The 12,563-nt window shown below is 68.5% G+C and carries 11 protein-coding genes; 1 reads left to right on the top strand and 10 read right to left on the bottom strand.

Annotated elements, in window-relative coordinates:
- Window positions 1-62: 62 nt before the first annotated feature.
- From ACFV8T_RS39430 to ACFV8T_RS39385, 10 genes are all read right to left on the bottom strand, one after another.
- The gene (locus ACFV8T_RS39430; RefSeq protein WP_266366582.1) at window positions 63-356 is read right to left on the bottom strand and encodes a hypothetical protein; all 294 of its coding nucleotides are present in this window, start codon (window positions 354-356) and stop codon (window positions 63-65) included.
- A gap of 466 nt (window positions 357-822) precedes the next feature.
- Window positions 823-1,812 carry a Ku protein gene (locus ACFV8T_RS39425; RefSeq protein WP_385337050.1) on the bottom strand — a complete coding sequence of 330 codons (990 nt, stop codon included), beginning with the start codon at window positions 1,810-1,812 and terminating at the stop codon, window positions 823-825.
- Window positions 1,813-2,094: 282 nt separating this feature from the next.
- Window positions 2,095-2,346 carry a hypothetical protein gene (locus tag ACFV8T_RS39420; RefSeq protein WP_385337047.1) on the bottom strand — a complete coding sequence of 84 codons (252 nt, stop codon included), beginning with the start codon at window positions 2,344-2,346 and terminating at the stop codon, window positions 2,095-2,097.
- Between the two features lie 26 nt (window positions 2,347-2,372).
- Entirely contained in the window at window positions 2,373-4,067 is a 1,695-nt protein-coding gene (locus ACFV8T_RS39415) for a cell division protein ZapB (protein ID WP_385337044.1), read from the bottom strand.
- 93 nt (window positions 4,068-4,160) lie between these two features.
- On the bottom strand, window positions 4,161-5,063 hold the full coding sequence (locus ACFV8T_RS39410; protein WP_385337041.1) for a DciA family protein: 903 nt from the start codon (window positions 5,061-5,063) through the stop codon (window positions 4,161-4,163).
- A gap of 9 nt (window positions 5,064-5,072) precedes the next feature.
- The gene (locus ACFV8T_RS39405) at window positions 5,073-6,584 is read right to left on the bottom strand and encodes a transcriptional regulator (RefSeq protein ID WP_385337039.1); all 1,512 of its coding nucleotides are present in this window, start codon (window positions 6,582-6,584) and stop codon (window positions 5,073-5,075) included.
- Between the two features lie 959 nt (window positions 6,585-7,543).
- Complete coding sequence (locus ACFV8T_RS39400) at window positions 7,544-7,813, bottom strand: helix-turn-helix transcriptional regulator (protein WP_385337036.1); 270 nt, start codon at window positions 7,811-7,813, stop codon at window positions 7,544-7,546.
- A 338-nt stretch (window positions 7,814-8,151) separates the two neighbouring features.
- Window positions 8,152-9,381, bottom strand: a complete 1,230-nt coding sequence (locus tag ACFV8T_RS39395; protein WP_385337033.1) for an XRE family transcriptional regulator — start codon at window positions 9,379-9,381, stop codon at window positions 8,152-8,154.
- 237 nt (window positions 9,382-9,618) lie between these two features.
- Window positions 9,619-10,326, bottom strand: coding sequence for an AAA family ATPase (locus ACFV8T_RS39390; RefSeq protein ID WP_385337030.1), 708 nt, complete (start codon window positions 10,324-10,326; stop codon window positions 9,619-9,621).
- The gene (locus tag ACFV8T_RS39385) at window positions 10,323-11,081 is read right to left on the bottom strand and encodes a GntR family transcriptional regulator (protein ID WP_383060559.1); all 759 of its coding nucleotides are present in this window, start codon (window positions 11,079-11,081) and stop codon (window positions 10,323-10,325) included. Before ACFV8T_RS39385 ends, ACFV8T_RS39390 begins: the two co-directional genes overlap by 4 nt.
- Before the next feature lie 332 nt (window positions 11,082-11,413).
- Between ACFV8T_RS39385 and ACFV8T_RS39380 the strand changes: the two genes are divergently transcribed.
- Window positions 11,414-12,424 carry a hypothetical protein gene (locus tag ACFV8T_RS39380; protein WP_385337026.1) on the top strand — a complete coding sequence of 337 codons (1,011 nt, stop codon included), beginning with the start codon at window positions 11,414-11,416 and terminating at the stop codon, window positions 12,422-12,424.
- Window positions 12,425-12,563: the final 139 nt, after the last annotated feature.

Genomic DNA, 12,563 nt, shown 5'->3' with positions numbered 1-12,563 from the left:
ACCACATGTGGTCCGGGCCCCGATTTCACCCTGGCCAGCTGTTCAGCCGCAGGGCCGCGAGGTCACTGGGTGTCGGTGCTCTTGCCCACGAGCGAGGACAGCAGCTCGACCATGGTCGCGTTGACCGTGCGCTGCTCGTCGATGAAGCCGTCGATCTTCCGCTCCAGACCGTCCAGACGCTGGGTCACGTGGCCGCTGAGGTTCTCGACCTTCTGGTCCAGGTTCCCGACCTGCAGGCGCACCGCGGTGAGGTCGGACTTGATGATCCCGAACTCGCGGGAGTCCTGAGCCGAGCCCTCTTCGAAGCGCCGGGTCAGGGCAGCGAGCTCGCTGTGAGCGATGGGGTCCTCGGGCACGCGGAACGCTCCTGCCGGATCATGAAAAGCAACAGACATCAGGGGCTTCACGATATCGCGCCCGCCCGACGCGGAGGCCACGGCGAGATGATCCGTTATCCCGGATGCCGCTCCATCCAGGCGTGCACCGCCTGCTCCACCGCGTCCTGCATCCGGATGTCGCGAGCGATGCAGCGGACCTTGAAAGCCCTGTGCAGATCAGCCGGGAGGGACGTTCCGAACGGCACTCGTCTACTCGGCACCGAAGTGAGAGGGGCAGACGGACTGACGGGAGTGGCCGGGGAAGCGGGGGGCCGTTCGGATGCCTGGCCGGAGGTGAAGCGTACGAGCGTCTCGTACGACTCGGAGTTCGTCATGTGCTGGTAACGAACCGGACAGCTTCGCGGTAGCGCCGGTGTCTGCCCGATCATTGGGTGCCTGCCGCTGCCTCGCGCAGGACGCCAGCCCAGCCCGTCGCCGAAGCTCTTCAGCTGCCCTTGGCGAGGGCGTCAGCGAGCTGATCACGGGTCATGCTGGAACGCCCTTTGACACCGGCCTTGGTGGCCTTCTCGTACAGATCGGCCTTGGTCAGCGACCGCAGCGACCCGGTGCCCGGGGCCCCGGTGCGCTTCTTCGCGGCAGGCTTCTTCCCGCGCCCGGCGTTCTCGGAGGCGCTGGCCTTTTCCCCGGTGTCCTTCAGGCTGCGGGCCCGCTCCACGCTGGCACGCAGGGCCTCCACCAGGTCGACCACACCGGTGGGCTGCGCGGCCGGCTCGGCCTTCTCCATGACTTCGCCTGCGGCCTTGGCCTCGATCAGCGCCTCGACCTTCTCCTGGAAGGTGTCGTGGAAGTCTTCCGGATCCCAGTCGGTGGTGAGGGCGTCGATGAGCTGGTGGGCCATCTTCACCTCGGCAGCGGTCGGCTCCGTCTTGCCCGGCAGGTCGGGGACCTCCTCGTGGGGGTCGCGGATCTCGTCCGTCCAGTGCAGGGTGTGCAGGGTCAGCAGGTCGTCCTCGGCTTTCAGAGCGACGAGGTACTCGCGCCCGCGCATCACGAAGGTCGCGATGCCTGCCTTGTTCGACTCTTCCAGGGCCCGCTGGAGCAGGGCATACACCTTGCCGTACTGCTCGCCCCGCGGCCCGAGGTAGTACGTCTTGTCGAAGAAGACCGGTTCCACCGTGTCGAGATCGACGAACTCGGACACCTCCAGGGCCTTGGACCGCCCCGGCGCGATGTCGTCGAGCTCCTCGGGCTCGACGATCACGTACTCGCTGCCGGTGTCGTAGCCCTTGACGATCTCGTCCAGGTCCACCTCGTCGCCGGTTCGCTCGTTGACGCGCCGGTTGCGGATCCGGTCCGCGGTGCCGCGCTGGAGCTGGTGGAAGCGGATCGTGTGGCTGTCGGTCGCGGTGTACAGGGCGACCGGCAGCGAGACGAGCCCGAAGGAGACAATCCCCGTCCATATGGGGCTGGCCATCTTGGGTCACCACCTCGACCTGCGATGTCGTGCTCCTTGGCTCCTTCCCCGCCCAACGCCTGATCACCCATGTCGTGATGGCCGGGGGCACGGCTGCCGATGTGGGTCTGGCCTGCGCCGGGCGGTGCCCCATCAAAAAGGGTGAGCCCGGGTGTGCGGAGCCCCACCGCCTCGAGGGAGAGGCGTCGGCCATTTTGCTGCGTAGCGCCAGGGTGAGCCGTGAGTGCACGCCTGCGGGTACGCGCGCGTCCCAGAAGCAGGCCGGCCGAAGCACTGCTGCTGTCAGGACAGGATCGCTCGCCACTGCGTGAGGGTGTCGCGCAACTGCTGCGCACCGGTCACCCGTTCGGTCAGTGCGCACCGCTGCGTCCCCTCCTCGTCCGCCATGAAGACGTCGATCTGCATTTCAGCGCTCTCCTGGCTGAGTTTCTGCCCGGCTACCGGCCGCACCTCGACCAGAGTGTTTCCGAACCGCAGCCTGAAACCTTCGTAGGCACCCTCAATCAAGGTCGCCATATTGTCTTCCGTGCCCATTCCTTTACTCTCCCAATGAATCGGACTTATCGGCCCGGAGCGCTGGGTGCAGCCTGATCGATACGTCCCTGGTCGTTATTTTCTTCTGAATTCTGTCTTTTCTGCTGAGTGAAATCTGCGGCACGTTTGGACCGTAGTGCATGTGGTCTGCCGGAGGTTCGGCACCAAGCCCCTGGTTTTTGCTGGCAGGCAGGGCAGGTAACGTCGTACGCCTGCCACACAGTCCGGGTTTCTTTTCCCTCCGTCTGGCGTTCTTCGATGTCCCCGATGAGCAGCCGCAGCCGGTCGGCATGGGGCGTCCCTCGCAACTGCCCCGTACGGGGGCCGTCAAGGATGACGCACTGCTGTCCGTGATCTGCCGCACAGAGCGGACACATCTTCGTGGTCCAGTACCCCCGGCCGACCAGCTGGTGCAACGGACCTGGCGTCGGAGAGCGGGGCGGCAGAACGAGGAGCGACCTGAGGCGTTCCTCCCACAAGGCGAGCTGGGCGCGTTGGTGTGGCACGCCCCTTCCGACCCTGCCAAGTTCATCAGCCTCTCGGGACATCTGCTGGACCTTCCTGGTCAGCAGCTCTGGGTCGCCGTTGGCTGGAATATGGCTCACTTCTTCGAGAAGAGTATTCAACCGGTCGATCGCGGCTGGAATCGCGGCCGCTAGGTAGTCAACAGCTGCACGGATCGCCTCTTTCTCCTCCCCGGTCTGGTCAACCTTGGTGGCCTTTTTAGCCTGCGCGATCAAGCTCTTAACCTGGCTGACCTTCTGAGCGGCCACAGCCTGATCAAGTAAGGAGACCTGCGTCCGGCGAGATTCGACTTCTTTCTCCACCCAGAGCGAGGCACTGTGATGCGCGGCATCCAGCCGCTTCTGCATCTGAGGGCTGACCCCGGGAAGTTCGGTGATCTCGCGGCAGACCGTTACCGTCAGGTCGGGCGACTCGGTCCGGCGGGCATAGAGCAGCCGGCGCATCAACTCCTGCGCCCGCTCGTCCTGTGGCGAAGTCTTCTGCTTCTTCCCCGGAGTCCATCGCGCCGGTTCGGGCGTGCTGTGGGCCTGGATGATCCGTTCGACGGCCGGGGTGGACAGTCCTCGCTCGGTAACCTCGCACTCCTCCAGGGAGAACCATTCGGTCGGCCGCGCGAAGGCCTCGGTCCCGATGCGAACCCGTCGGCTGGTGCCTTCGCTGTCCAGGCGAATGCGGTGCACGTACCAGCGTTTGATCAGAGTGTCCTGGTCCACCGGGACCGATATGCCGAGCACCGGTTCGTCTTGGCTGTCCCACTCCGGTGCCACGCTTTGGTCCAGGTGCACACGCAGCCTCTTGTGCGCGAGCTGGATATCGACGATTGAGCCCAGCGGGGTCCCGTCCGGCTGTGCGAAGTCGAAGTCGGCCTGCGTGCCGCGGTTACGGAGCCAGGCCGCGGCCGCGGACTTCACGTAGAGGTGGTCGGCGCTGTTCACACTGCGGGCCCGGCGACCACAGACGTGGGGCTGGCCGTCAGGGCCGGGGTGATGGGCGAAGTGGCACACCCGGTCGGTATAGAGCTTCGTCGTCAGCTGGCCACCGCAGCCTCCGAGGAGGAGCCCGCACCAGAAGGAGTCTTTCTCGTAGAGGCTGCGGAAGGCGTCCAGTTCGATGGCCTCCAGCGGTAAGACAAGCGGCTCTTCGGAATCCGCGCTGCCGAGAACCGCTGTCTGGATCTGCCGTTTGTCGCGCCGCACGTGCCCCGCCCTTCTTCTCAACACAGCGTGACAGCCGCCCCCTTCGCTTCGCAGCCGATCGTGCTGTTTACCCGCCCGTCGCATACCGTGCGATCACGCCGAACAGTCCAGCCGGCCGGGCACGACTACCGGGGTAATCGTGCCCGGCCGGCCCGCTGCCCCCTGTGTCCGGGCGGCACGCTGCGCGCGGGCCCGGCGCAGTGCAGCGGCCTCCGTCGTGGCGGCCTGGCGGCGGCGCTGGGCGCGGGCCTGGTCGATCGGGGCCGGCGCATCATCCGCGACGACGGGGGCGTCGGGGAAAGCGCGGCGGCTGAGCTCGCGCATCGCCTGGTTCTGCCGCTCCACCGCCTCGGTGATGCCCGGGTCGATGCGCTGCGCGGGCGTGACGGCCTGGTGCGCGGCGAGCGCCTGGCGGAAGCCGGGCGACGCCATCTCGCGCGTCTTCACCGGCGTCTCCGGCACATCAGGTGCGGCCGGAGACGCCGGCACGGGCGGTGCGGTCCGGGGTGCGGGTGCGGCGCCGACGGCCAGGACCCGGACGCTGCGTACGGCGCCGGTGCTGGCCGACTCGTTGGCCGCGGCAACGATGCGGGCGCTGATCAGCCGAAGCTGGGTGGCATACGCCGGGGAGTCGGGGCGCAGGTCCAGCTGGCCGGTTTCCGGGTGGAAGGCGACGGCCTGGACGTGGTCGGGCAACTGCGGCGCGACGGCGGCCGCGATGTCGGGCCAGCGGTCCAGCACGGTTCCGCCGGCGGCCGGGAGCTCCCAGGCCCGGTCGGCCATCAGGCCCTGGAGCACAGCGGCGAACCCGCTGGGCTCGCGACCGTCGCGCTGCACGACGCGCTGACGGCGGCGGCGCGGGGCGCGGGCCTCGCTGTTGCCTCGCTTCTTGGCGGCCTCACGGGCCTGGTGCAGCGCGACCCGGGCAAGGTCGACGCCGGACAGCTCCGGGCCGTCGACGGCGGTTTGCTCGCTGAAGGTGGTCGTCTCGGTCATCGGGGCCTCCTACCGGCGTCCGTACGTCATCAGCGAGCTGCGGGCGCCACTCGCCAGCTGCAGAGCACGGTGCACCAGGTCGGCGCCGTACAGCTGCTCGGCACTCTCGCGGCCCATGGCATCGACTGCCACGGTGATCAGCGAGGTGTCGCCCACCATCAGCCGCTCCCGGGCCTCCGCGCGGGCCTGCGCCAGCTCTGCAGCCTCCAGGCCCTCCACGCCGGACACGTCGGGCATCGCTTCCTCCTCGGGTGCTACGGGCTGGGGCTGGGGATGGAACACGGCGGTGAACACCTCGTTGACCTGCCGCCGGACGGCCTGGCTGGTCGGGGCATCCCAGTCGCCCTCGAACCGCTCGCTGCGGGCGCGGACCTGCTGAATCCGGTGACGCCGGGCAAGTTCCTGGGCACCGTGCCACTGCTCGATTGCGTCGGCCCGCTTGGCGGGGGTGTCCAGGACCGTCTCCGCGCCGGCCAGCAGCACGGCGAGCAGACCCGAGCCACGGTGGACCCGGCCCGTCTCGCCGCGCAGGTGCAGCCACCCACGGACGTCAGTCGCGGTCCATCCGGCATCGGCCACGTTCCGGGCCACCCAGGCGATCCGGGGCACCGAGCAGCCGCGCAGCCAGTCCAGCTCCTGGGTGAGCTCACGGGCCAGCTGGTAACGGCGGCCAACGCGGTTGAGCTTCCGGCCACCGGCCTTCGCCTTGGACTTCTTCGGGGTGGGGGACTTGGCTTCCCCGCTTGCGAGCTTGCTCTCAGGGGGGAAGGAAGTAGTACCCGCAGTGGAAAGACCTGAGGTACCCACCTGCATTGGGGTGCAACGGACCTCACCCGAAACAGCCGTCACAACCGCCTGCTCAGCACCCTTGCGAGCACCCTTCGCCGACGCCTTCGCCGACGCCTTCGAGCGGGGCTTGCGGACCTTCCGCGACGCCTTCCTCGCCAGCTTCGCCATCAGCTCCCGGCCCGCCTCAGCGATCCCCGTCATCGAGCGCGTGTACGCGGGCGCCGCCTCGTCCCGCAGCACCGTGCGGATCCCCAGCGCGGCGTCGAACTCGAGCGGGATCATCCGCGCGAACTCCGACGCCTGCGCCGACTCACCGCGCACCCGGGTCCCCCGCACGACGTACGCGAGCAGCCCGGCCTCCCGCAGCATCCCCAGGTGGTACTCCACCGACCGCTCCGACAGCCCGGTGCGCCGCACCAGGTACTCGATCCCCGGACGGCACGGGAACAGCTGCGCGAGCTCCTGGGCGACCCGCACCGTCGTCGGCCCGAACGAGCGAGGGCCGTGCGACCGGTGCCGCCGCGGCTTGTAGAGACCGGACCCGGCGACCCAGTGGACCGCCTGCATCCAGGAGTAGCCCTCGAGCGCGACCCGGCCCTCCGACGCCGACAGCCACTGGCTCGCCTCCGGCACGAACAGGCCGGGCAGCACGTCGATCGCCCCGCCGACCGGTGATCCGGACGGGCGCGGGGACGGGATCACCACGGCGGCCGGTGCCGCCACGGCGCTCATCGGCCCACCGCCACGACAGGGCGGTGGGCGGGCACGGGCAGGCAGACGCGAACGATCATCCCGGCAGCCTCGGAGATCGCCCCTGTGGACAGAGTCCGGCGAGCAGCGGCGGGCCTGTGGACAACGAGAGCGAGGGTGGACAGGTCAGAACGAAAAGAGGGAGTCACATCTTCTACAGGTCGAAAAATCGGGTCGCGTGTGACGCTCCCGCCGAAGTTCTTCGAACCGCGGGAACATGCCGGACTAACTGCGCGAACCGTGAAAAACGGCTCCGGGGATCCCGTCACGCGGGACGCCCGCCGCCCCCGAACCGGGGTGAAACGGGCGAAGCCAAGCTGACAGAGGGACACGAGATCGGGCACTATGAAGGAACCAACTTCCATATGCGTGGACCGACCGAGCCCCTAGCGGGGCTGGGCCTATTCGTTCGTGTGGATGTGTGGGTGCCCCCTCCGTGAGGAGCGGGCACCGGACGAAGAACCAGAGGCGGGCCTTCCTTCCTTTCGTGGCGATTCGGACGGGTGACGCGGACAGCCCTCGGGCTGGACGTGGTGAGTGCGGACGGCCTTTCGGTCGGACGTGCGGTGCGGACGGCTTTTGGGCCGGTCGTGCTGGTGTTCCGCCGGCCCTTCCCGGGGCCGTTGGAACGGTGCGGAAGCTCCCTGCCAGGGGAGCGGCTGCGGTACTGCTCGGTCCTCGCGGACCGGTGGTGCGACCCGCTTACCAAGGCGGGGTATTGCGAGAAACAGCAGCTCAGTGAGCTGGAGCCCGGAACCGGCGCCAACCGGGACTGGGCGGCCGACCCGGTTTATGAGACCGGGCGGCGAGACGGGCCGCGCGAGGCCGGAGTGGATTCCCGTCCACTTATTTGGCGCGCGCGGCCGATGACCTAGGTCATCCCGACCCCCTCGATTCCGAAGGCGGCGTCGGCGAACCCGGAAACGGCCGGGACCGCGAAGTCATCCCTCATCGGACGCCCCCTCAATGGCAGCGTCCGGGTGCTTCGCGGCCAACTTCCGAAGAAGATGCGCGTACGCGCGGCGGTTCCCGCGGTGAGGCTGGGCGCGCCCAGCCTCCCACTGCGCGACCGCGAGTCGCTTGACGCCGATGGCTTCTGCGACTTCCGCCTGCGTGAGGCCGGCGGCGAGCCGGAGCTGCTGCCGGACCTGGAGCGTGGGGAGGGTGTCCTCCTCCACCAGGGCGTCAATTCGCCTCAGCGGATCAGACATCGGAACCTCCATCGCAGGGAAACAGTCCCCAAAACATACATGGCCCGGACGATCTTCGCCGACGAGAACGAGCGTGTTGCCGTACGAGATACCGACCGACTCCACCCGCCCCCCTGCCCCTCGCCGATGACCGTTCCGTTCCTGTCGTGAGAACGCGCAGGTAAAACCCCTTGGTGCCCCTGAATCGGAACAGATTTCGAGTGGCGGTTCCAGGGCTCGCCGACTCGTAATCGCGCCCCTCCCGCCTGACGGGAAGCGGGTTCGTGAACCGTCCCGCCACACGGGAAGCGGCCCCTGAGCATCCGTCAGTGGGTTGCCGGCGAGAGCCGGTCGATGTGTCACTGGCCGCCTCGCAGTTCGCGGAGATGGGCGACGAACGCCTGGGCCTCGGACGCGTGCGCGTACTGGGCCTGGAGAGCTTGACCGAGGTCGGCGGACACCATCGCCAGCGACGGCAGCGACCGCCGGCTACCCGCGAGAGCCCGCTCGCCGAAGGCCAGCGCGGAGTCCAGGTCTCCTTCGCGGGCCGCGACCACGCCCAACGTGACCCGGGCCTCCGCGATCCGCATCGGCGACCGCTCCGTCCCGTCGAAGTCCGTCCCGGCCCGAATCACTTCGCGGGCCAGCTGCTCCGCGAGCCGGTTCTCGCCGACCTTGCGTAGCGCGTCCATTCGGTAGAAGTCGTACTTGGCGGGGTCGACGACGAAGTGGTCCTCGATGTTCTCCGGGTACGGCATGCGCTCTAGGAGCTGACGCCCCTGGTCCAGCGCCACTTCGGTCTGTGCCCTATCCCCCAGCCGCGCCCACGCCTTGGCCTTTTGCGCGTACAGCTGCACGGCGACGCTCTCGTTGGGCGCCACCGCGATGCCGGCCTCTGAGGCTGCAATGACGCCGCGGTAGTCGCCCCGCGTCAGGCTGAACCACGCGCGCATCTCGTGCGCCCACCCCTGCACGCTCAGCTCGCCGGACTCCTGCCCGAGCATCAGCGCGGCCTGCCTGGTGGCCTCCGCATCGCGCGGCCTGCCTGAGTCGTACTCCACACACCCCACGAGCAGCGACAACTTCCCGGCGAGCGCGATGATGTCGCGGTGCTGCGCCAGGCTCACGCGCTGGTGCTGGAGGCCCACGACCCGCGCCAGCCAGGCTTTTCCTTCAAGGAGCAGCTGGTCGGCAGGCATGTACGCGTACTCGCAGCACAGCCGGTCCGCCGTGATCCGCAGCGCGTCCAGTGTTGCGATGTCCACGTCGGACGCGCGCAGCCGGGCGATGATGTCCACCGTGTCCATGCCGCTGACCTGAAGGATTTCCGCCCGGCCGTCCCGGCGGGACTTCTCGGGGAAGAACGCGCCGGTGGTCGTGCCGAAAGTCTGGGCGATGGCAGACCGGTACTTCACGGGCTGCGCGTCACCGGCCTCCCACCGCTTCCACTGCCGGAGCAAGTCCTGCTCGCTCACGACCTGGTCGTCCGGGAGCCGAGCCATCAGCGCCCGTACGGCGTCGGGCTGCGACCAGTCACGCGCCGCGCGCTCCTCCGCCATCCGGCGCGCCCATTCAGGACGTACATCCATCGCCGATCCCCTTCCCCGTACGGTGCGGCGGCGCAGTCTGCGTCCCACCGGATCGGTGCCTGCGGAACGGAGGCTGGCCCTGTTGCGGCCGAGCTTGGCACGGCCTCTTGATCGCGCGGAGGTGACAAGTGGGGGTGACATTCCGAATGTCACCGGCCGATGTCACTTTCCGCAGTCGCAGTACTCGAGCACGGTCATGGTCATTGAGCGCCGGGAGTTGCGAATGGGAGGCAGGGGTCAATGCGGACCGCCATCCGTGGAAGGACGTGCACGGCGAAGCTCTGCCAGTACGTGCGCCGGATCTCCGTCGTATGCGATGTGCGGTTCGTCGGCGGTGGGCGCCTCGAAGCGGTTCGCATGTCGAAGCAGGTCGTCCTCGCTGAACGAGATGCTGTTCGCGTCGACCAGCGACTTCGCGTTGCGCTTTCGGATCCTTTCCCAGCGCACCTCGTGAGGCGCAGGCAGGTAGATCAGCACAGGCTCCCCGCCGGCCTCCATGGCAGTTGCCGCCCACAAGGCACGCTCTTCCCGTGTCCAGAACCCGTGGTCGACTACGACCTCGTGTCCGGCCGCCAAGAGCTGCTGTACCTCCAGGGCGATGTCCTTGAGGACGGGCGCCTCCCGGACAAGGAACTCGCCGCGGGGGAAGTCGCGACCGTAGTGTCCGTAGCGGCGAAACATCTCCTCATCAGGGCAGAGACGTCGGAAGCCGGTCTCCTCCAAGGCGCGGGCGAGGGTCGTTTTGCCAGCACCCTGCAGGCCGGTCATGAGGATTGCGCGGGGCGCAGGTCCCGGCCGGCCGGACAAGGCTGCGGAGATGCGGCTGATCTCGAATCGTCCTTCCAGGGTGAGGGTGTTGGCTCGCTCAGCTCGAAGGAGCTCGCCAAGGCGCGCTTCGAGGCAGCTGACGAGGGTGTCGTCCAGCAGGGCGTCGCGGGCGTTCACCGAGACACCTCGGTCGTGGTGCGCCGCGTGCGGCCAGGAGCACCCAGGTCCACGCCGTACTCGAGGACTTGGCCGTCGACGTCCAGGAACTTGGCGGTCAACACCAGGATCGCCGCCACGGTTTCGGCGTCCAGCTCCAGGAGCTCCAGGTCCTCCTTCGTGGCGATGCGAGCGGTCTCCTCGTCCACGCGCTGCTCTACCTGCCGCCCCGTGGCCTCGGCGATGAGGTCCAGCGACAGTCCGCCCTTGAGGCGCTCGCTGCGCGCGAGCTCGGGCAGCACCTGGGCGAACTCAGCCGGGATCCAAGACGTTGAGTGGGAGACGATCCCGTGAGTATCCCGGTAGACGCGGCTTCGACGAATCAGGTCCTCACCAGGCTCGATGCCGAGCGCATCCGCGACGTCCTCAGGGGCCGGCACCATGCCAGCGGTGTGGCCGGAGGACTTCTCCCCCACTCCCCACGACGACTTCGTCTTGCTGCTTCGATCGTGGCGCTCCGATCCGGACGCGAGCGACACGGGACGCGCCATGACCTCGGTGCCGACGCCCGGGATGCCGTTGACCAGCTTCTCGTTTCTCAGCAGCTTCATAGCGCGGTCGGCCGTTGCGGTGCTGACCTGCCACTGATCTGCCAGGGCCCGGATGCTGGGCAGCAGGTCACCCGGTGCGAGCTCACCGGAGCTGATGAGGTCGCGGTAGTGACCCGCGATGCGCGCGTATGGCGGTCGGTTGTCGGCCCGCGGTTGCCCTGGCATGTCGCCTCGCCTCCTTCTTTTCCGTCTAGGTGCCTCACTATACCGCTTGACACCTGAGGGTACCTGAGGCAACCTGATGCATGTAGACGGTGATCCCCACGGAGCACCGCGTAGTTGAACCACCGCAGGAAGCACTTCCCCGAAGGGGAGGGCCAGGGTTGATAGCTCCACCAAATCCCCTGGGCCGGCCACCAGGCCGGATGCCTCCTACTGCACGTCGCAGCGCTGATGCGCTGTCCGATCAGCCAGGACGCCAACCTCGGTCGAACGCCTGGTGGTCGGAGAGCTCACCCGCGACGCAGCCCCTCTCCCCTCTACCAGAGGAGTCCCTCATGGCCACGACCACTGTGGAGCCCAAGGCCCGCAAGCGCCGTCAGAAGACCCGGACGAAGAACGTCAGCCCGCTCCCGGCGATCGTCGCCTCTCAGCTCAAGGCCGACCAGATCAACCTGACGCCGGGCAAGGAACACGTCATCTGCCCGGACTGCAAGACCTGGACGCCGATCACCGGTGTCCTCGGTACGCCGGTGCTGGTCCCTCACCACACCACCCCGTACCACGACCGCACCACCACCACCCCCCGCCGCTGCTCCAGCAGCAACCGCCGGATTGCTCTCGACACCGCGATCGACGCCTGGCGGGCAGAACTGACCGAGCGGACCGAGGTGTCCGCGACGGTCGCCTCCCGCCGGCCGACGAAGGTACTGCCCAAGCCCAAGACGAACGGCGTCGCGGCCGCGAGCCAGCTCAAGCCCGCCCCGCTCAGCGCGGAGCAGGTCCGCCGGGTGTTCCGTCAGCACCAGGAGCAGTGCCTGGCCTGCATGGGCGAGGCCAGGGACCAGACCGGGCAGATGCTGCCCTGCCCCGACGGTGAGCGACTGGCTACGACCGTTCTCCGACTTTTCCGCCAGGAACCCAAGCGCCAGGCCCTCCGCGAGGTCTTCGCCCGGGAGCGCCGACGGTTCGACCGCGAGTACGCCGAGGCCGCCCTGGCGAAGCGCCAGTCGGAGTGGGCCAAGCACGGCGGCGAGGCAGTCGAGAAGGCGAACAACCGCTGCACGACGCGGGCTTCGGGATCGTTCTCCGAGTTCCGCGGCCCTGGCCTCCCGATGCTGCCGCAGGATGTCGAGGCGCATGACCGGCGGCAGGCCGAACTGGGCAAGCACGCCCGTAACGGCCGTCCGGCGGAAGGGGCTCCTGTGCAGCCCGAGTGTGCGTACTGCGGGACCACCGAGCTGAACTTCGTCCGCGCAGCCGCTGCCGGATGGCGCCAGGTCCTCCGCCGGACCCACTGCGGTCGGTGCGCCGACCGCTTCCCGGCCTGGATGCGCACCCAGTTCTGACTCGCACACCGAGACGAACGACCACGGCCCCGGGGGGGCCCCCCCCCTTTTGGGGGGCGGGGATGTGGGTTTTCCTTGCGAAACCAAATCCCCCACCCAAAGGAGAAAAGCGGAAAACACACGGGGGCTGGGTCCGCGG

This window comes from Streptomyces sp. NPDC059832 (assembly GCF_042731715.1).
Lineage (GTDB): Bacteria > Actinomycetota > Actinomycetes > Streptomycetales > Streptomycetaceae > Streptomyces.
The sequence above is the reverse complement of the archived record's forward strand: the minus strand, read 5'-3'. Positions and strand labels throughout refer to the sequence as shown.

Bases quoted from the DNA above. Each gene is read 5' to 3' on its own strand.
- ACFV8T_RS39425 (WP_385337050.1), bottom strand. From the start codon at position 1,812: ATGGCCAGCCCCATATGGACGGGGATTGTCTCCTTCGGGCTCGTCTCG.
- ACFV8T_RS39420 (WP_385337047.1), bottom strand. From the start codon at position 2,346: ATGGGCACGGAAGACAATATGGCGACCTTGATTGAGGGTGCCTACGAA.
- ACFV8T_RS39410 (WP_385337041.1), bottom strand. From the start codon at position 5,063: ATGACCGAGACGACCACCTTCAGCGAGCAAACCGCCGTCGACGGCCCG.
- ACFV8T_RS39405 (WP_385337039.1), bottom strand. From the start codon at position 6,584: ATGAGCGCCGTGGCGGCACCGGCCGCCGTGGTGATCCCGTCCCCGCGC.
- ACFV8T_RS39400 (WP_385337036.1), bottom strand. From the start codon at position 7,813: ATGTCTGATCCGCTGAGGCGAATTGACGCCCTGGTGGAGGAGGACACC.
- ACFV8T_RS39395 (WP_385337033.1), bottom strand. From the start codon at position 9,381: ATGGATGTACGTCCTGAATGGGCGCGCCGGATGGCGGAGGAGCGCGCG.
- ACFV8T_RS39385 (WP_383060559.1), bottom strand. From the start codon at position 11,081: ATGCCAGGGCAACCGCGGGCCGACAACCGACCGCCATACGCGCGCATC.
- ACFV8T_RS39380 (WP_385337026.1), top strand. From the start codon at position 11,414: ATGGCCACGACCACTGTGGAGCCCAAGGCCCGCAAGCGCCGTCAGAAG.